Source organism: Streptomyces sp. A012304, from assembly GCF_026008495.1.
Classification (GTDB): Bacteria; Actinomycetota; Actinomycetes; order Streptomycetales; family Streptomycetaceae; genus Streptomyces.
In genome coordinates this window covers 1-17,949 of sequence record NZ_BQUN01000017.1, presented here as the reverse complement: position 1 = coordinate 17,949, position 17,949 = coordinate 1, and the positions used below count along the sequence as shown (strand labels likewise).

Below are 17,949 nucleotides of genomic sequence, written 5' to 3'. Positions count from 1 at the left end.
GGTCAGGGGTCGACGAGCCCGGCACGGATGGCGTAGCGGGTGAGTTCCAGGCGGTCGCGCATGCCGAGCTTCTGGAGGAGGTTCGCGCGGTGGCGTTCGACCGTCTTGGCGCTGATGAAGAGCAGTGCGCCGATCTCCTTGGAGGTGTGCCCCTCGGCGACGAGCTTGAGGATCTCTTCCTCGCGTTCGGTGATGGGCCGCTCGGGCAGTCCGTCGACGCCGTCACCGCGGTGCAGCCGGTCCAGGTAGGAGCGGACGAGGGCCCGCTCCGCGCCGGGGTAGATGAACGGCTCGTCGCGCACGGCCGCCCGGCAGGCCTCCACGAGGTCGCGGTCGGCGACGGACTTCAGGACGTAGCCGCCCGCTCCGGCTTTGAGGGCCTCGAAGAAGTACTGCTCGTTGTCGTACATGGTGAGGATGAGGATGCGCAGGCCGGGCAGGCGGCGGGAGAGTTCGCGGGCCGCCTGCAGCCCGGTCGTCCGGGGCATCGCGATGTCGAGGACGGCGAGGTCGATGTCCCCTTCCCGGGCCCGCTCGACCGCCTCGGCCCCGTCACCGGCCTCGGCCACCACCGTCAGGTCCGGCTCGCCGTCCAGTATCAGCCGCACGCCCCGGCGCACGAGGGTGTGGTCGTCGGCGAGCAGCACACGGGTGGGAGCGGTGGGCGAGGGGGTTCGTATGTGGTCGCTCATCGGCCGTCTCCGCGGATGCCCTCCGTCACGACCCGCAGCCGTACGTCCGTCCCCGCGTCGTGGTGGGAGGTGAGGGTGAGCGTCGCTCCGATCAGCAGCGCCCGTTCGCGCATGCCGCGGATGCCCGCTCCTTCCTCCGCGCCCGGCCCGAGGCCGCCGCCGTTGTCCCGTACGAGGAGTTCGACGCCGTCGGCGACCGGGCGGAGGTGAAGTTCGGCGCGGTCGGCGCCGGCGTGCCGGGCGGTGTTGGTGAGGGCTTCCTGGGCGACGCGGTAGAGCACGAGTTCGGCCTCCTCGGTCAGTGGGGGCAGGCCGGCGCGCAGTTCGGGGCGGACCGTCAGTCCCTGGGCGGTGTACTCGGCGGCGAGGGAGCGCAGGGCGCTCAGCAGGCCGAGTTCGTCGAGGACGCCGGGGCGCAGCCGGCGGGCGATGCGGCGGATCTCGTCGAGGCCGGCGCGGGTGGCCTCCTGGGCCTGGCCGACCTCCTCGCGCAGGTCGTCGGGGGCGCGGTCGGCGACCCGTTTGAGCTGGAGGAGCACCGCGGTCAGGGTCTGGCCGACCTCGTCGTGCAGTTCGCGGGCGACGCGGTGCCGCTCCCGTTCCTGCGCGGACAGGGCCTGGGCGGCGCTGGCGGCGCGTTCGGCCTCCAGCCGGTCGAGCATGGCGTTGTACGTCGAGATCAGCTCGGCCGTCTCCACCGGTCCGGAGACGACGGCACGGGCCCCGGGGTGCAGCAGGTCGGCGCCGGCCATGGCCCGGCCGAGCCGGCCGAGCGGGGCCAGTCCGACGTGCAGCACGACCGCGTTGACGGCGAGCAGGGCGGCCAGGCCCGCCACGACGACGAGCGCCTCGGCCGGCAGGACGGGGGTGGAGACGGTGACCGGGCCCAGGAGCAGCGCGGCTGCCACGATCAGGCCGGCGGCGTTGAGGGCGAAGATCCGCCAGAACAGCGACATGTGCGCGACTCCTCCTCCCCCGGTCCGCCGGGTCCGCCGGCTCCGTGCCCATGGCACCGCCGTGACCAGCCTCTCCGTGCTGCGTCGGCCCTGTCCATCCGTCACGACACCCATGTCGTCACCGTACGGGTGGATGGCAGCATGGCGGCGCCGTGCACCTTTGCCCGCCGCTCGACGGGGCAGCCGTACCGGGGTCGGGCAGGTCGCGCGGGCGGCCGTAGGCGAACGACCAGCAAGGGGAAGAACCGTGTCCGCTCCACGTCTCAGGACGACGCCGCTGCCGGGCATCGGCGTCCAGTACGACCTCGTGACGCGCGAGCAGCGCCACCTGTCGGTGGTGGCGCATCGCGACGGCACCCGGACGGTGAGCGTGTACCGGCTCGACGACCCGGACTCGTGCGCCCAGTCGCTGCGGCTGAGCGGTGCCGAGGCGGGCGCGCTGATCGACGCGCTGCAGCCGTCCCACCACAGTCCGAGCCTGCTCTACACCACGGGCCTGGGCCTGGTCGCCGAGCGCGTCGAGGTGTCCGCGACCTCGCACTGGAACGGACGGCTGCTGGGCGAGACCCGGATGCGCACGGAGACCGGCGCGTCGATCGTGGCGGTGCTGCGGCGGGCCGAGGCGATCCCGTCCCCGGCGCCGGACTTCCGGCTCGCGGGCGGCGACACCCTCATCGTGATCGGCACCCGCGAGGGTGTGGACGCGGCCGCGGCGATACTCGGGCGGGAGTGAACCGGTGCACTCCTCCGCGGTCCTGTTGATCGAGTTCGGTTCCATCATCCTCGGCCTCGGCCTGCTCGGCCGGTTCGCCGCCCGCTTCCGGCTCTCGCCGATACCGCTGTATCTGCTGGCCGGTCTGGCCTTCGGCGAGGGCGGGCTGCTGCCGCTCGGCGCGAGCGAGGAGTTCGTGGCCATCGGTGCCGAGATCGGCGTCATTCTGCTGCTGCTGATGCTCGGCCTGGAGTACACGGCGAGCGATCTGGTCTCCAACCTCAAGGCGCACTATCCGGCGGGCCTGGTCGACTGCGCGCTGAACGCGCTGCCCGGCGCGGCCGCCGCGCTGCTGCTGGGCTGGGGTCCGGTGGCGGCCGTGGTGCTGGCGGGCGTCACCTGGATCTCGTCGTCCGGGGTCATCGCGAAGGTGCTCGGTGATCTGGGGCGGGTGGGCAACCGGGAGACGCCGGTGATCCTCAGTGTCCTCGTGCTGGAGGACCTGGCGATGGCCGTCTACCTGCCGATCGTCACCGCGCTGGTGGCCGGCGTGGGGCTGGCGGCGGGCAGCGTGACGCTGGCGATCGCGCTGGGCATGGCCGGGCTCGTGCTGTTCGCGGCGGTGCGCTACGGCCGGCTCATCTCCCGTTTCGTGTCCAGCGACGACCCGGAGAAGCTGCTGCTGGTCGTGCTGGGGCTGACCATCCTGGTCGCCGGTGTGGCGCAGCAGCTCCAGGTGTCGGCGGCCGTCGGGGCGTTCCTGGTGGGTATCGCGCTGTCCGGGGAGGCCGCGGAGGGCGCGCACACCCTGCTGAGCCCGCTGCGGGACCTGTTCGCCGCGGTCTTCTTCGTCTTCTTCGGCCTGCACACCGACCCGGCGAGCATCCCGCCCGTGCTGCTGCCGGCGCTCGCGCTGGCCGTCGTCACCGCCGCGACGAAGATCGCCACCGGGTACTGGGCGGCCCGGCGGGCCGGGATCTCGGTGCGGGGGCGGTGGCGCACGGGCGGGGCGCTGGTGGCGCGCGGCGAGTTCTCGATCGTCATCGCCGGGCTGGCGGTGACGGCCGGCATCGAGCCGTCCCTGGGTCCCCTGGCGACGGCGTACGTCCTGATCCTGGTCGTTCTGGGACCGCTCACCGCCCGCTACACCGAGCCACTGGCGACCTGGTGGACACGCCGCCGGTCGCCGGGCCCGCCCACGGCCGAGCGGGCGCCGGAGGTCCGGAGGGAGACGCCGGTGGGCGACTGAGGGCCGGACCGGGACGCCGGTGGGCGGGTGAGGCCCGGGTGGAGGTGTCGGTGCGAGGCCCGGGCAGAGACGCCGGTGGGCGACTGCGGCCCGGACCGGGACGCCGGTGGGCGGGTGAGGCCCGGACGGAGGTGTCGGTGCGAGGCCCGGGCAGAGACGCCGGTGGGCGCCTGCGACCCGGGCCAGGACGTCGGTCGGTGACTCGGCTGCGGCGGCGGTGGCGGTGGCGGTGGCGGCGAGGCACGCTCCGCCGCCGCAGCCGCCCGTCTTCAGGCCGCGCCGCCGGGGTTCCATCCCTGGCGGCGCAGCACCGCCGCCACGTCCGGAGCCTCGTAGTGCTCCCCCTTGAGGACCTTCCCGTCGGCGCGGCGGGCGATCCGGCCGTCGGGGCCCAGCTTGGTCATGTTGGAGCGGTGGATCTCGGCTATCACCTCGTCCAGGTCGATCCCGTGCACCAGGGCCGTGCCGTAGGCGACGTAGACGACGTCCGCCAGCTCGTGCGCGAGCCGGTCCAGCGGGCCGCTCACCGAGACCTCGGCGACCTCTGCGGCCTCCTCGGCGAGCAGCTCACCGCGGTGCGCGGCGAGGCCGGGCGGCACCTCGGCCGGCGTATCGCGGGCGTCGAGGCCCAAGGCGAGGTGGAACTGGCGGACCAGGTCGGCGGGCGAGGAACTCATGCACCGACTGTAACGAGGGCCACTGACATCCCCCTTGCCGCGCCGGGCGGTGGCGCCGGGAGGCCCGGCCCTGGCCACACCGCGCCCCACCTGGCAGGATCGCGCGCATGTCCAAGGTGTTCCCCCCTGTCGGCAGGCGCCGTGTCCTGGAGGGCGCGGCCGTCGCCGTCGTCGTCCTCGGGCTGCTGCTGTGGTGGCTGCTGCCCCTGGGCGAGGCCCCGCCGAGCGGCAAGATCACCTTCAGCACGGGCACCACCAGCGGTGTCTACTACGAGTACGGCAGCCGTCTGCGCACCGAACTCGCCGATGACATGCCCGACCTGGACGTGGACCTGACAGCCAGCAACGGCTCGCAGGAGAACGTCGCGCGCGTGGCGACGGGCAGGGCCGACTTCGCCATCGCCGCGGCCGACGCGGTGGCGGCGTACGAGGCGCAGCACCCCGGCTCGGCCGCCCGGCTGCGCGGCGTGGCACGCCTGTACGACGACTACGTCCAGCTGGTCGTGGGCCGCGACTCGGGCATCCACTCCCTCGCGGACCTGAAGGGGAAGACGGTCGCCACCGGTCTGCCCCGCTCGGGGGTGCGGCTGATAGCGGAGCGGGTGCTGAGGGCGGCGAACCTGGACCCGGTGAAGGACATCACGGCCGTCTCCGAGGGCATCGACACCGGGCCCGAGCGGCTGCGGCAGGGCAGGATCGACGCGTTCTTCTGGTCCGGCGGGGTGCCCACGGCCGGTCTGCAGAAGCTCACCGACAGCTTCACCTTCCGGTTCGTGCCCCTCGACGCCGATCTCGTCGCCAAGATGCACGAGCAGGACGACGCCACCGGCTACTACCGGGCCACGAACATGCCCGAGTCGGCCTATCCGACCATCCAGAACGGCTCCACCGTGCCGACCATCGCGGTGTCGAACCTGCTGATGACCCGCACGGACGTGGACGCACGGCTCACCGAGTGGCTGACCCGGACCGTGATCAAGAGCCGGGACGGCATCGGCGCGCACGTCCACTCCGCGCAGCTGGTCGATCTGCGCACCGCCATCTACACCGACCCGTTGCCGCTGCACGAGGGCGCCCGGCGCTACTACCGGTCCGTCAAGCCGTAGCCAAAGCGGTCGTCACTCCACGGGCCGCGACCTCGGCACCGACACCGTCACCCGCAGCCCGGTCGGCTCGTGGTGGGCGTACGACAGGGTGCCGCCGCCGGCCGCGAGCAGCGCCCGGGAGATGGACAGGCCCAGGCCGGAGCCCTTGATGTTCTGGTGGCGTCCGCTGCGCCAGAAGCGGTCGCCCACGCGCGCGAGTTCCTCGTCGGTCAGGCCGGGGCCGTTGTCGGTGACGACGACGGTGGACGTCTCGCCGTTGGAGGCGACGGCCACCTCCACGCTCTCGCCCTCCGGGGTGAACTTCACCGCGTTGTCGATCACCGCGTCCAGGGCGCTGGACAGCGTGACCGGGTCGGCCCACGCCGTGGTGGGCGGGCAGTCCCCCACCAGCCGGACGCCCTTGGCCTCGGCGGTGGGCGCCCAGGCCGCGACGCGCTCGGCGGTCAGCGCGCCGATGTCGGTGACCCTGAGGTCGGCCTCGGTGTGCTCGGCCAACGCCAGGTCGAGCAGGTCGTCCAGGACCTGCGCCAGGCGCTTGCCCTCGCTCTGCACGGACGCGATCTCCTCATTGCCCTCCGGTAGTTCGTACGCCAGCAGTTCGATGCGCAGCAGCAGCGCCGCGAGCGGGTTGCGCAGCTGGTGCGAGGCGTCGGCGACGAAGGCGCGCTGCTGCTCCAGCACGTCCTCGACGTTGTCGGCCATCTCGTTGAACGACCGGGCCAGCCGCCTGAGTTCCGGCGGGCCGCTGGCGACCGCGACGCGGGACTTCAGGCGTCCGGTGGCGATGTCGTGGGTACTGGCGTCCAGGACGCGGACGGGTTTGAGCACCCAGCCGGTCAGGCGCAGGGCGGCGCCGATGGCGAGCAGCATCGCGGCGATCTCGCCCGCGCCGATCACCAGCCAGCCGTGCAGGATCCGCGAGCGCATCGCCCCGGTGGGCGAATCGGTGACGACCACCGCGACGACGTCGCCGTCCCGGATCACCGGCGAGGCCACCACGAGCCGGTTGCGCTGCCAGGGCCACACCTGCCGGGGATCATGGCTGCGACGGCTGAGCAGCGCCTCCTCGAAGGCGTCCCTCACCTCACCCGCTTCGGGGAGGTACCAGTCCCGCGGCGCGTGGGCCATGGGGGTGTCGGTGCGGTAGAAGACACCGGCACGGATTCCGTAGACCTCGTAGTAACTGGCCAGCTCGCGGCTGAGGGTCTCGCGCCGCTCGTCGTTCGACGTGGACATGGCTTCGGAGGTCGCGGACGGGGCGGTCACGAACTGGGCGAGCGCCGCGAAGCGGGCCGTGTCGTCGATGCGGTCGACGACCACCTTCTGCTGCTGGGCGCCGGCCACGCTGACGGCCAGCGGTACGCCGAGTGCGAGCAGGACGGCCGCCATCAGGACGATCAGCAGCGGCAGGAGACGTGTGCGCAACGGTCCCCGCTACGCCGGGGCGACGAGCCGGTAGCCGACGCCGCGCACGGTCTCGATCAGCGCGGGCATGCGCAGTTTGGCGCGCAGGGAGGCGACGTGCACCTCCAGGGTGCGCCCGGTCCCCTCCCAGCTCGTGCGCCACACCTCGCTGATGATCTGCTCCCGCCTGAAGACCACACCGGGCCGCTGAGCGAGCAGCGCCAGCAGGTCGAACTCCTTGCGGGTCAGCTGGACGACCGAACCGTCCACGGTGACGCGGCGGGTCGGCAGCTCTATGTGCACGGGACCGAGGCGCAGTGCGCCCTCGCCGGCCGCCGCCGGATCCTCGTGGACCGTGCGCCGGCTGACGGCGTGGATCCGGGCGAGCAGCTCCCCGGTGTCGTACGGCTTCACCACGTAGTCGTCGGCGCCCAGGTTGAGGCCGTGAATGCGGGAGCGCACGTCGGAGCGGGCCGTGACCATGATGACCGGGGTGGCGGTGCGCTTGCGGATCTTGCCGCAGACCTCGTAGCCGTCCTGGTCGGGCAGGCCCAGGTCGAGCAGGACGACCCCGAATCCCGGCCCTTCCGGGACGAGCGCCTGGAGCGCCTCCTCCCCGCTGCGCGCGTGGGTGACGTCGAAACCGTGCCGCTTCAGCACCGCCGACAGGGCGGCCGCGACGTGGTTGTCGTCCTCGACGAGCAGCAGTCTCACTCCGGCCTCCTCGGGTTCATCGTGCGTACGGTCCGGCTCTGTACAAAGGCGTGGGACGAGGGCCTTCGGTTCCGGCATGCCGGAAAACGTGACACGCGCGCGTGCACATCGCAGTCACGCCGATGGACGAGGACGCCGTCAAGTGGGTTCCGGTTGCGCGAGGCTACCGTTATCCGCCCGATACGCGCGCAGGTCACAAGTGCTACGACACGTGTCCGATTGCTATCGGATCGTGATGCTCAGATTCCCCTCAGATGTAATGACGCTGGTCGAGACTGGTTACTACTGTCCTCCGAAACCGAGGAGGACGGAGCCTGAGAGCGATGACCGAAGTATCGGTGGCCAAGGAAGACGCGGCCGCGCCCGACGAACTGGTCGTCCTGAAGAGTGTCAACAAGCACTTCGGCGCGTTGCACGTTCTCCAGGACATCGATCTGACGATCGCGCGTGGTGAGGTCGTCGTGGTCATCGGACCCTCCGGGTCCGGAAAGTCCACCCTGTGCCGCACCATCAACCGCCTGGAGACGATCGACGCGGGCACGATCACGATCGACGGGAAGCCGCTGCCCCAGGAGGGCAAGGAGCTGGCGAGGCTGCGCGCCGACGTCGGCATGGTCTTCCAGTCGTTCAACCTGTTCGCGCACAAGACCGTGCTGCAGAACGTGATGCTGGGCCAGATCAAGGTCCGCAAGACCGACAAGAAGAACGCCGAGGAGAACGCCCGCCAGCTTCTGGACCGGGTCGGGGTCGGCACCCAGGCCGACAAGTATCCCGCCCAGCTCTCCGGCGGCCAGCAGCAGCGCGTCGCCATCGCGCGAGCCCTGGCCATGAACCCGAAGGTCATGCTCTTCGACGAGCCGACCTCGGCCCTGGACCCGGAAATGATCAATGAGGTGCTGGAGGTCATGCAGCAGCTCGCCCGGGACGGCATGACGATGATCGTCGTCACCCACGAGATGGGATTCGCACGATCGGCCGCAAACCGCGTGGTGTTCATGGCGGACGGTCGCATCGTCGAACAGGCTGCGCCCGACCAGTTCTTCAGCAATCCGCGCAGCGACCGCGCCAAGGACTTCCTTTCGAAGATCCTGCACCACTGACGGCGTCGGGTCCCCGGCGACCCGCACTCCGACGACCCGCGTCACCCGCCTTTCGACGGCACGCATTCCTTCCTCATCCGAAGGCATCATCCAAAGGAAGTTCACCATGAAGCTTCGCAAGGTCACCGCCGCCTCGGCCGCCGTCCTCGCCCTCGCCCTGACCGCCACCGCCTGCGGCTCCGACGACAAGGACTCCGACAGCGGATCCAGCGGCGGCGGCAAGATCAAGGTCGGCATCAAGTACGACCAGCCGGGCCTCGGCCTGAAGGAGCCCGACGGTTCCTTCTCGGGCTTCGACGTGGACGTCGCCACCTACGTCGCCAAGGAGCTCGGCTACGAGCCGAACCAGATCCAGTTCGTCGAGACGAAGAGCGCCGACCGTGAGAACGCCCTCGCGCGCGGCGACGTGAAGTTCATCACGGCCACCTACTCGATCAACGACGAGCGCAAGAAGAAGGTCGACTTCGCCGGCCCCTACCTGCTGGCCCACCAGGACCTGCTGGTCAAGGCCGACTCCAAGATCGCGGCGGGTGAGGACCTCAACGGCAAGAACCTGTGCTCGGTGAGCGGTTCGACCTCGGCGCAGAACGTCAAGAACAAGATCGCCCCGAAGGCGAACCTGCGGACCTACAGCGGCTACTCGGAGTGCCTCGCCGGCCTGCAGAGCGGCGCCGTCGACGCGCTGACCACGGACGACTCGATCCTCGCGGGCTTCGCCGCCCAGGACAAGTACAAGGGTCAGTTCAAGCTGGTGGGCGAGAAGCTCAGCAACGAGAACTACGGCATCGGCGTCAAGAAGGGCGACAAGGCGACGGTCGACAAGATCAACGCCGCGCTGGAGAAGATGGTCAGCGACGGTTCCTGGCAGAAGGCGGTCGACAAGAACTTCGGCCCGGCCAACTACAAGAACGAAGAGGCCCCGAAGATCGGCGTCATCGTCAAGTAAGGCGTCATCCGCACGCCATGCGGCATCCGCTGCCGTAGGAATCCCGCGGCCGACGTGGGGTTCCGCGGGCGCGCCGCCGACCGTCGCGATCACGGCGGCGGCGCGCCACGCCCTCCACGTACGCCACACACCCGGAAGCGCGGGAGATCGTGTTCGACTTTCTTGAAGGCTACGACGTCCTCGCGGCGTTCTGGATGACGATCAAACTGACCGTCTTCTCCGCCGTCGGCTCCCTGGTCTGGGGCACCCTGCTGGCCGCGATGCGGGTCAGCCCGGTCCCGCTGATGCGCGGGGTGGGAACCGCCTATGTCAACATCGTCCGGAACATCCCTCTGACGGTCATCATCGTCTTCACCTCGCTCGGTCTCGCCGACATCTTCGGCATGACGATGGGCGCGGCCGACGACTTCGAGCTGCAGGGCTTCCGGCTCGCGGTGCTCGGCCTGGTCGCCTACACGGCGGCCTTCGTCTGCGAGGCGATCCGTTCCGGTATCAACACCGTGCCTCTCGGCCAGGCCGAGGCGGCGCGCGCGATCGGGCTGGGCTTCGTCCAGACGCTGTGGCTCGTCGTGCTGCCGCAGGCGTTCCGCGCGGTCATCGGCCCGCTGGCCAACGTCCTGATCGCCCTGACCAAGAACACCACCGTGGCGGCCGCGATCGGCGTGGCCGAGGCCGCCTACCTGATGAAGGAAATGATCGAGAACGAGGCCCAGACGGTGGCCATCGGCGCGGTCTTCGCCTTCGGGTTCGTGGTGCTGACCCTTCCCACCGGCCTGCTGCTCGGCTGGCTCGGCAAGCGACTGGCGGTGAAGCGATGAGCTCCGTCCTCTACGACGCCCCCGGCCCCCGCGCCAAGCGGCGCAACGTCCTCCTCTCCGTCCTCTTCTTCGTCCTCCTCGGCCTGGCGCTGTGGTGGATCTGGCAGAAGATGGACGAGAAGAACCAGCTCGAGTGGGCGCTGTGGGAGCCGTTCACCACCTCCGAGGCGTGGACGACCTACCTGCTGCCGGGACTCGGCGACACCCTGAAGGCCGCCGCCCTCTCCATGGTCATCGCCCTCCCCCTGGGCGCGGTCTTCGGCATCGCCCGAATGTCCGACCACCGCTGGGTGCGCGTCCCGGCCGGTGTGGTGGTCGAGTTCTTCCGGGCGATCCCGGTGCTGCTGCTGATGCTGTTCGCCAACGAGTTCTACGTCCGCTCCACGGACATCAGCAGCGAGGACCGGCCGCTGTACGCCGTCGTCACCGGCCTGGTGCTCTACAACGCCTCGGTCCTCGCCGAGGTCGTGCGGGCCGGCATCCTCGCCCTGCCCCGGGGCCAGACGGAGGCCGCGTACGCGATCGGTCTGCGCAAGGGCCAGACGATGTCCAGCATCCTGCTGCCGCAGGCGGTCACGGCGATGCTGCCGGCCATCGTCAGCCAGCTCGTGGTCATCGTGAAGGACACCGCGCTGGGCGGCGTGATGCTCGGCTTCACCGAGCTGCTGAACTCGCGCAGCACGCTGGCGGCCAACTACGCCAACGTCATCCCGAGCTTCATCGTCGTGGCGATCATCTTCATCGTCCTCAACTTCATCCTCACCTCCTTCGCCTCCTGGCTGGAGGGCCGGCTGCGGCGCAGCAAGCGCAGCACCGGCGCGGTGGTCGGCGCCGAGGAGATCGAGGACCTCAACGCGGCCGAGGTCGGCGGTACCCACGGGACCGGCGCGGGCGGCACCGTCTGACACACACGCAACCGGTGTGACCTGTACGGAGGCAGTGGCGGACTCGCCACTGCCTCCGTCGCTTGACGGGGGCAGCGGCAATGGGTTGCATACGTTCTGTGATCGTGCACCCTGCTCCAACCTTTTGTTCACTCACGTCCCTCAGGACACCTTCGCGGGCAGGGGGCGGCACACCGTGGACCCGGTGATCATCGTCGGAGCGGGGCCCGTGGGGCTGACGCTCGCCCTGTCGCTGGCGCGTCAGGAGGTGCCGTCGATCGTCCTCGACGAAGGCCCGGGCAAGGACGAACCGCGGCTCGCGCGCACCGTCGTCCTGGGCGAGGACACCACCACCCTCGTGGAACGGCTCACCGGGGCGTCCCTCATCGCCGTCGGCACCCGCTGGGCCGGATGGCGGGCGATGCGGCGCAAGCAGGTGACGCGCGAGATCACTTTCGACGACACCGAACCGGCCCCCCTGCACCTCGCCCAGCACATGCTGACCGGCGCCCTGCGCACGGCCCTCGCGGGCGAGCGGCTCGTGCGGATCGCCGTGGACAGCCGCCTGGACACCGTCGAGCAGGAACCTTCCGGTGTCACCGCCCACACCCGCGGCCCGAAGGGCACATGGTGGCGTGGCAGTTACCTCGTGGGCTGCGACGGCCCCCGCTCCACCGTCCGCAAGCTCCTCGACATCCGCTTCCCCGGCCGTACGGCGGTGGAGCGACACGCCGTGGCCGCGCTGCGCACGGAACTCCCGTGGACCGGTCAGGCGTTGCTCCATCGGACGCCGCCGTGGCGGACCTCCGGTCCCTCCGCCGGGGAGATCACCGCCCGCCCGCTCCCGGAAGGCGTCTGGCGGCTGGACTGGCTGCTGCCGCCCGGCAAGGAACTCGTCACACCGGAGCTGCTCGTGGCCCGCGTCCGCGAGACCCTCTCCGGCTGGAGCAGCGACGGCACGACCCCCGCGTACGAACTGCTCGACACCGGTGTCCACACCGTGCACCACCGGCTGGCCCGCCGCTGGCGCGCCGGGCGGGTCTTCCTCGCCGGGGACGCGGCCCACCTGCTCGGCGCGCTCGGCACCCAAGGCCTCGACGAGGGCCTGCGGGACGCCGACAACCTCGCCTGGAAACTGGCCCTGGCCTGGCACCACGGCCGGCACGACGCACTGCTCGACAGCTACCAGACCGAGCGGCGCGCGGTGATCGCCGCCCGGCTGCGCGCCGCCGACCAGGCACTGCCGCTGCTGCGCGGCGGCGGTGGCATAAGGGCGTACGTCCCCGGCGCCGCCCGCGGCCACGACGTGCTGCTCACGGACGGCCACCTGGGCCGGGGCCAGCTGGGCGCGCCCGGCACGTACGCCGGCTCGCCGCTCGCACCCCAGCAGCTGGACGGGGCGGTGCCCGTGGCCACGCCCCCCGGCTCGCCGGTCGAGGACGTCCGCGTCACGGCGGAGGACGGCTCCTTCGTGCGGCTGCAGGACCGTTTCGGGCGCGGCGCCCTGCTCGTCGTGCTGATCGCGCCGGGCACGGGTGTGTGGGAGCGCAAGCACTGGGTGAGCGCGGGGATCATGCCCCGGCTCGCCGCCGCGGTGACGGCCCTGCCCTGCCCGGCGGAACTGCTGGTCGCCGAGAGCTACCCGGGCGCGGCCGCCCACACCGTCCTGCTGATCCGGCCCGACGGCCACCTCGTCACCGCGCTCAGCGGGGTCCGCCCGGCCGACCTGTACGCGGCGGCGGAGGCGGCCGTGGGAGGGGCCGTGAGGGCTCAGGCGGAGGCGGAGGCGGGAGCGGGCGCAAAGTGACGGGGTGGGGGGCTTGGGGCTGGGGCGCTGGGCTTGGGGCTTGAGGTGGAGTGATGGGGGCGGGGGTGCGTGAGGCCCCGGGTGGCAGGCGTGAGGCTCGAGGGGGAGTGACGGGGCGCGGGCCGGTGGGTCACGCCGTCGGCCGGTGCGATGATCGGAAGATCCCACTCACCGTCACCCTGCGGTCCGTATGGTGACGGTGAGTTGACCGGTCCGCACCGGCATGGTGTACTCCGCATCGTGACCGACACCTGTGTGCGCCTGTGGCGGAGGGTCCATATGGACCTCGTCCGCTACGCGGGCTGCGTGTGTCGTCCGTCCTGCTGAATTCGCATCCCCCTTCCATCGGCGCGCGCCGCCGAGCGCCCCCGCGCTGCCGCGCGCTCTCCGCGAACGCCCCCAGGACGGTAACCCGTGTCTGTCTCCCTTTCCGTGTCCCCCACCATCGCCCCGCCCACCCAGGCGGACCTCCTCGACTTCGTCCGCCGTACGGCCGCCGACACCGAACTGATCTCCGCACTCCCCCTCGACCCGCAGGGCCGCACCTGGGTCCGCCTCGAAGGGCCCGGCGGCAGCGAGGCCTGGCTGATCGGCTGGCCGCCCGGCACCGGCACCGGCTGGCACGACCACGCCGACTCCGTCGGCGCCTTCCTCACCGCGCGCGGAGCGCTCAAGGAGAACGCCCTCGCCGCACGGCTGCCCACCGACGGCTGGAAGACCCTGGAACTGTCGGACGACGTCGACCGCACACGCCGACTGCCGGCCGGCCAGGGCCGCGCCTTCGGACACCACCACGTCCACGAGGTCCTCAACGACTCCCCCGACGAGCACGCGATCTCCGTCCACGCCTACTACCCGCCACTGCCGCGCATCCGCCGCTACAGCCGCACGGGCCAGGTACTGCGCCTGGAGCAGGTCGAGCGCCCGGAGGACTGGCAGTGAGCGGCGAGCGGTCGCGGCAGTCGGTGGACCACGCCGGGCCCGTCGGCATCGACGAGCTGCTGGAGCGGGTGCGTGCGGGGTACGCGCGCGTGGAGGCAGGCGAGGCGTACGAGGCCGCCCGCGCGGGCGAGGCGCTGCTCGTCGACATCCGGTACGCCGCCCTGCGCCAACGGGACGGGCTCATCCCGGGTGCGCTGGTCGTCGAACGCAACGAACTCGAGTGGCGCCTCGACCCCCAGGGCAGCCACCGTCTCCCCGAAGCCACCGGCCACGACCTGCGAGTCGTCGTGATCTGCGACGAGGGCTACGCGTCGAGCCTGGCGGCCGCGTCCCTGCACCGGTTGGGGCTGCACCGGGCCACCGACCTGGTCGGCGGGTTCCAGGCGTGGCGGGCGGCGGGGCTGCCGGTGACGCCGTAGGCCCCTCGGCGTCGAGGGGACCCGGCCGGAGCACTTCGGGTCGATCCTGATCAATCCTTTCGATCCGAGGTCACTCCTTGGCCGTCGCCACGGTCACCGCGCGGACCCTGAGCGCCACCCGGCCCGGCAGGGCGGTCGCGACAAGAGCGAGGAGTCCGGCACCGGCGACCACCGCGACGTACACCAGGGGAGTGACCGCCGGTGCCGCCCGGCCCGTCATGCCGACACTGAACGCGGTCAGGACGGCGAGGGCGATGCCACTGCCGAGGGCTGTGGCGAGGAGCAGGACCGACAGGGCCTCGAGGCGGAGCATCCGCAGCACCTGACGGCGAGTCGCCCCGGCGAGACGCAGCAGCGCGAACTCCCTCACCCGTTCGGAGACGGACATGGCGAGCGTGTTGACCACGGCGATGGCCGTGAACGCCAGGACGAGCCCCATGGCCAGGAAGTTGACCTCCGCGTTCGCCTGCTGCCGCTCGGCCTGGAGCGAGTCGGCGGCGTCCGGGGAGAGCACCGCGAGCCCCGGGAACTCACGGAGCGTAGTCGCGAGTTGTGTCTGTGTACGGTCCGTGCTGACGAGGAGGGAGGAGGACAGCGGGTTGTCGACGTGGCGTGCGAGCAGGTCGTGCGCGAAGGTGAGGTCCCCGAAACCGAGACCCTTGGCGTAGACGGCGGCGACGGTGAGCGTGGCGGGCGTGCCGTCGCCGAGTGTGAGCTTCAGAGTGCTGCCGGGGGTCAAGTGCAGCTGGTCCGCGGCCAGTGCGCTGACGGCGACGGTGCGTTCGGTGAGCCTGTCCAGGGAGCCGGCGGTGACGTCCGGGTCCCAGGTGCGGGCGAGACCGGCCGGGGAGACGCCCTGAGCCGCGTACTTGTCGAGGCCGACGCGCACGGTCGTGCGGACCACTTCGGTGACGACATCCCGTTCCGTGCGCAGGCGTCGCGCCGCCTCGCCGGGAACACCGGGACCGTGCGAGGCGACGACCCAGTCGGCGAGGACGCCCTCGCGGGCCTGGGCGCGAGCCGCGTCACCGAGGGTGGGCTGCACGAACAGGACCGTGCAGGCCATGCCGACGAGCAGGGTGAGAGGGGTGACGACGGAGGCCATACGGACGGCGTTGCCGCGCAGGTTCGCCTTGGCGAGCCGGCCACCGGGCCCGGTCAGCCGCAGAGGGCCGGCGAGGAACAGAGTGGCCGCCCGGACGAGGAGCGGCCCGAGGAGGGCGACGGAGGTGGACAGGACCACGACCGCGAGGAACGTCACGGGCGTCGAGGCGGGTTCGGTACGCAGCACACTGAGCAGGGCGACGAGGACGGCGCCGCCGGCGAGCAGCAGCAGACCGGCGACGACGCGGCCCCAGGCCGGTCGGGTGCGCTCGGCGCGGGCTTCGGCGAGTGCCTCGGCCGGACGGATGCGGGCCACCCGGCGGGAGGCGATCCGGGCGGCGGCCCACGCACCGAGCAGGGTCGCGACGACGGCGGCGAACGGGGGGAAGACACCGACGCTGTGCTCCAGCGTGGCGGGAACGGCGCCCAGCGCCACGAACCTGCCGTGCAGCCAACCCCCGAGCGGCAGACCCACGAGAGCGCCGACCGTACCCGCGGCCGCTCCCACGAGCAGCGCCTCCCGCCCGAGGAGCTTGCGGATCTGCCCTGAGGTGGCGGCGATGGCGCGGAGCAGGGCGAGCTCCCGATGGCGCTGCTGGACGGTGAGCGCGAAGGTCCCGACGACCACGAGAACCGCCACGAGCAGCGAGGTGCCGCCCATCGCACCGCCCATGCTGACGAGTTTCGTGCGGGCCGCGGCGGCGTCCAGGAACTCGACCGGGCCCCGGGCATCCCCGACGCTGACCTGCGCGCCGGTACCGCGCACCGCCTCCGCCACGGCCTGCCGCAACCGGCCCGGGTCCGTACCGGCCCGCGGGATCAGCCCGAACGCGGTGACCTGCCCGGGGTGAGCGGCAAGTCGGCGTGCCTCGGCCGCGGAGAAGAAGAGGGACGTCTGGTGGCGTACGTCCGCGGCAGGAGCGGCGATGCCGGTGACACGGTAGGTGCGCGGGGACTGCGTCGACTGGACGGTGAGACGGTCGCCGAGGGCGAGACGGGCGCGCTCGGCGAGATGACGGTCGACGACGATGTCGGTGGCCTTCTCGGGCGCGGCACCCGCGGTCAGCCGGTACGGCGTCAGCGCGGCGGACTCCCAGGCGTGACCGTAGGCGGGTCTGTCCGTGCTGACAGCGCCGGTGCTGTCGGGGGCGTCAGGGGTGTCGGGGGCGTTTGGGGTCTTGAGGACCAACGGCTCGGCGAGGAAGGTGAGTTCGGGGATGACGCGGGCCACCCCGGGAGTGTCGGCGAGGGTGCGGGCGAGGTCGGCCGGGAGCCAGGCGCGTTCCGCGATCGGCTTCGCCTTGTGCTTGACCTTCGTCTTGCCCTTCTTGTGCTTGACGGTCCTCTGGTGGACGTTCTGGTCGGCGGAGACGACGACGGGGGTCGCGGCATAGCGCTCGGTACGGATGCCGCCGCGCAGCCCTGTCTCCAGGAGGGTGCCGCACGCGGTGATCAGCGCGGCGGCGCACATCAGGGCGAGGAAGGCCCCCAGGAAGCCCGCTTTGCGTGCGCGCACGGACTTGAGGGCGTAACGCAGCATCATGAGGGGTCGGCCTCTCTGGCGGTGGGGGCGGGGAAGGCGAGGAACCGCGTGAGCAGGGTGCGCGCGTCGGGCGGGGTCTCGGACTCGGGTCGCTTGTAGCGGTTGAGGAGGGCTATGTACTCCTCGAAGAACTCCCGGAGTTCTGGCAGCGTGAGCCGGATGGTCCCGCGTGAGTACGGGAAGGCGTCCGCCCACGGGTCTCCGTCGTCCGCCTCCCGCTGGAGCCGCTCGAAGAGCTCCAGGTCGGCGGCGTAGGCATAGTGGTTCAGCTCGTCCATGACCTGCCGCATCTCGGGGCTCTGCCGACTGCGCGGCGGAAAACGGCGGTCACCGGGGACAGCCCGCCACCAGCGCTCGCGGGGCCGGGCCTGCGACGGGGCGGCCGACTGACCGTCCGTCTCCTCGACGAAGCCGTACCTGGCCAGTTCACGCAGGTGGTAGCTGGTCGACCCAGTGTTCAGCCCGAGGGCCCGGGCGAGCGACGCCGAGGTGGCCGGGCCGTGCAGGGTGAGGTGCTCCAGCATGCGCTGACGACGAGGCTGGGCAAGCGCTTTGAGCGCGGCGAGATCACCGAGTTCGACGGGGGCCGCGGATGCGCGCTCCACCTCTGGGCGCTCACCGGGACCGGGTTCCTGTGGCATGCGTACACAGTCGTCTGTGCACAGGCGTCTGTGCACTGCGGTGACCTGGCGTTCCTGACGGGGGGTTATCCCTACCCGGGTCGTACTGCCGGTACGGGGAACCGTGCGGGGCTCGGTCCCGGACGCGATCGGCGCCCCCGCGCGTCTACCGTGTCCGGGGCCGACTCGGCTAGGCCGGATGCTGGGGAGGGGGCTCCCCTCCCCCTCCCCCCTCCCACCCCGCCCCCACCGCTTA

At 71.7% G+C, this 17,949-nt stretch carries 18 protein-coding genes; 11 read left to right on the top strand and 7 right to left on the bottom strand.

Features of this window, described 5'->3' with window-relative positions; all coding sequences use genetic code 11:
• Positions 1-2: 2 nt before the first annotated feature.
• Together ALMP_RS05325 and ALMP_RS05320 are read right to left on the bottom strand one after the other, a co-directional pair.
• Positions 3-692, bottom strand: a complete 690-nt coding sequence (locus ALMP_RS05325) for a response regulator transcription factor (RefSeq protein ID WP_264925032.1) — start codon at positions 690-692, stop codon at positions 3-5.
• Positions 689-1,648, bottom strand: coding sequence for a sensor histidine kinase (locus tag ALMP_RS05320; protein WP_264925031.1), 960 nt, complete (start codon positions 1,646-1,648; stop codon positions 689-691). The genes ALMP_RS05325 and ALMP_RS05320 overlap by 4 nt, the downstream gene beginning before the upstream one ends.
• 247 nt (positions 1,649-1,895) lie before the next feature.
• Between ALMP_RS05320 and ALMP_RS05315 the strand changes: the two genes are divergently transcribed.
• Both ALMP_RS05315 and ALMP_RS05310 read left to right on the top strand, forming a co-directional pair.
• A complete protein-coding gene (locus tag ALMP_RS05315; RefSeq protein WP_264925030.1) occupies positions 1,896-2,381 on the top strand; it encodes a cation:proton antiporter regulatory subunit in 486 nt (161 codons plus the stop codon).
• Between the two features lie 4 nt (positions 2,382-2,385).
• Complete coding sequence (locus ALMP_RS05310) at positions 2,386-3,609, top strand: cation:proton antiporter (RefSeq protein ID WP_264925029.1); 1,224 nt, start codon at positions 2,386-2,388, stop codon at positions 3,607-3,609.
• Positions 3,610-3,878: 269 nt separating this feature from the next.
• Here the strand turns inward: ALMP_RS05310 and ALMP_RS05305 are convergent, their stop codons facing one another.
• On the bottom strand, positions 3,879-4,286 hold the full coding sequence (locus ALMP_RS05305) for a MazG nucleotide pyrophosphohydrolase domain-containing protein (RefSeq protein WP_264925028.1): 408 nt from the start codon (positions 4,284-4,286) through the stop codon (positions 3,879-3,881).
• Positions 4,287-4,393: 107 nt separating this feature from the next.
• Between ALMP_RS05305 and ALMP_RS05300 the strand changes: the two genes are divergently transcribed.
• Positions 4,394-5,392, top strand: a complete 999-nt coding sequence (locus tag ALMP_RS05300) for a TAXI family TRAP transporter solute-binding subunit (RefSeq protein ID WP_264925027.1) — start codon at positions 4,394-4,396, stop codon at positions 5,390-5,392.
• 12 nt (positions 5,393-5,404) lie between these two features.
• Here ALMP_RS05300 and ALMP_RS05295 read toward each other — a convergent pair whose 3' ends face one another.
• Positions 5,405-6,817 (bottom strand): HAMP domain-containing sensor histidine kinase, encoded by a 1,413-nt coding sequence (locus ALMP_RS05295; protein ID WP_264925026.1) that lies wholly within the window; start codon positions 6,815-6,817, stop codon positions 5,405-5,407.
• 9 nt (positions 6,818-6,826) lie between these two features.
• Positions 6,827-7,510, bottom strand: a complete 684-nt coding sequence (locus tag ALMP_RS05290) for a response regulator transcription factor (RefSeq protein WP_264925025.1) — start codon at positions 7,508-7,510, stop codon at positions 6,827-6,829.
• Between the two features lie 323 nt (positions 7,511-7,833).
• Between ALMP_RS05290 and ALMP_RS05285 the strand changes: the two genes are divergently transcribed.
• From ALMP_RS05285 to ALMP_RS05255, 8 genes are all read left to right on the top strand, one after another.
• Positions 7,834-8,610, top strand: coding sequence for an amino acid ABC transporter ATP-binding protein (locus ALMP_RS05285; RefSeq protein ID WP_264925024.1), 777 nt, complete (start codon positions 7,834-7,836; stop codon positions 8,608-8,610).
• A 106-nt stretch (positions 8,611-8,716) separates the two neighbouring features.
• Positions 8,717-9,556, top strand: a complete 840-nt coding sequence (locus ALMP_RS05280; RefSeq protein ID WP_264925023.1) for a glutamate ABC transporter substrate-binding protein — start codon at positions 8,717-8,719, stop codon at positions 9,554-9,556.
• 149 nt (positions 9,557-9,705) lie between these two features.
• Positions 9,706-10,374, top strand: a complete 669-nt coding sequence (locus ALMP_RS05275) for an amino acid ABC transporter permease (RefSeq protein WP_264925022.1) — start codon at positions 9,706-9,708, stop codon at positions 10,372-10,374.
• Positions 10,371-11,279: an amino acid ABC transporter permease gene (locus ALMP_RS05270; protein ID WP_264925021.1), complete on the top strand. Its 909-nt coding sequence runs from the start codon at positions 10,371-10,373 to the stop codon at positions 11,277-11,279. The genes ALMP_RS05275 and ALMP_RS05270 overlap by 4 nt, the downstream gene beginning before the upstream one ends.
• Before the next feature lie 175 nt (positions 11,280-11,454).
• Entirely contained in the window at positions 11,455-13,065 is a 1,611-nt protein-coding gene (locus ALMP_RS05265; RefSeq protein WP_264925020.1) for an FAD-dependent monooxygenase, read from the top strand.
• 150 nt (positions 13,066-13,215) lie between these two features.
• Entirely contained in the window at positions 13,216-13,392 is a 177-nt protein-coding gene (locus tag ALMP_RS44325; protein ID WP_375803439.1) for a putative leader peptide, read from the top strand.
• 87 nt (positions 13,393-13,479) lie between these two features.
• A complete protein-coding gene (locus ALMP_RS05260) occupies positions 13,480-14,007 on the top strand; it encodes a cysteine dioxygenase (RefSeq protein ID WP_264925019.1) in 528 nt (175 codons plus the stop codon).
• The gene (locus ALMP_RS05255; protein WP_264925018.1) at positions 14,004-14,426 is read left to right on the top strand and encodes a rhodanese-like domain-containing protein; all 423 of its coding nucleotides are present in this window, start codon (positions 14,004-14,006) and stop codon (positions 14,424-14,426) included. The genes ALMP_RS05260 and ALMP_RS05255 overlap by 4 nt, the downstream gene beginning before the upstream one ends.
• Positions 14,427-14,496: 70 nt before the next feature.
• Here the strand turns inward: ALMP_RS05255 and ALMP_RS05250 are convergent, their stop codons facing one another.
• Both ALMP_RS05250 and ALMP_RS05245 read right to left on the bottom strand, forming a co-directional pair.
• Positions 14,497-17,073, bottom strand: coding sequence for an ABC transporter permease (locus ALMP_RS05250; RefSeq protein WP_264925017.1), 2,577 nt, complete (start codon positions 17,071-17,073; stop codon positions 14,497-14,499).
• Positions 17,070-17,714, bottom strand: a complete 645-nt coding sequence (locus ALMP_RS05245; protein ID WP_264925016.1) for a helix-turn-helix domain-containing protein — start codon at positions 17,712-17,714, stop codon at positions 17,070-17,072. Before ALMP_RS05245 ends, ALMP_RS05250 begins: the two co-directional genes overlap by 4 nt.
• Positions 17,715-17,949: the final 235 nt, after the last annotated feature.

Excerpts from the sequence above, each read along its gene's own strand:
- ALMP_RS05270 (WP_264925021.1), top strand. The coding sequence starts at position 10,371 with ATGAGCTCCGTCCTCTACGACGCCCCCGGCCCCCGCGCCAAGCGGCGC.
- ALMP_RS05305 (WP_264925028.1), bottom strand. The coding sequence starts at position 4,286 with ATGAGTTCCTCGCCCGCCGACCTGGTCCGCCAGTTCCACCTCGCCTTG.
- ALMP_RS44325 (WP_375803439.1), top strand. The coding sequence starts at position 13,216 with ATGATCGGAAGATCCCACTCACCGTCACCCTGCGGTCCGTATGGTGAC.
- ALMP_RS05325 (WP_264925032.1), bottom strand. The coding sequence starts at position 692 with ATGAGCGACCACATACGAACCCCCTCGCCCACCGCTCCCACCCGTGTG.
- ALMP_RS05285 (WP_264925024.1), top strand. The coding sequence starts at position 7,834 with ATGACCGAAGTATCGGTGGCCAAGGAAGACGCGGCCGCGCCCGACGAA.
- ALMP_RS05320 (WP_264925031.1), bottom strand. The coding sequence starts at position 1,648 with ATGTCGCTGTTCTGGCGGATCTTCGCCCTCAACGCCGCCGGCCTGATC.
- ALMP_RS05280 (WP_264925023.1), top strand. The coding sequence starts at position 8,717 with ATGAAGCTTCGCAAGGTCACCGCCGCCTCGGCCGCCGTCCTCGCCCTC.
- ALMP_RS05250 (WP_264925017.1), bottom strand. The coding sequence starts at position 17,073 with ATGATGCTGCGTTACGCCCTCAAGTCCGTGCGCGCACGCAAAGCGGGC.
- ALMP_RS05300 (WP_264925027.1), top strand. The coding sequence starts at position 4,394 with ATGTCCAAGGTGTTCCCCCCTGTCGGCAGGCGCCGTGTCCTGGAGGGC.
- ALMP_RS05245 (WP_264925016.1), bottom strand. The coding sequence starts at position 17,714 with ATGCCACAGGAACCCGGTCCCGGTGAGCGCCCAGAGGTGGAGCGCGCA.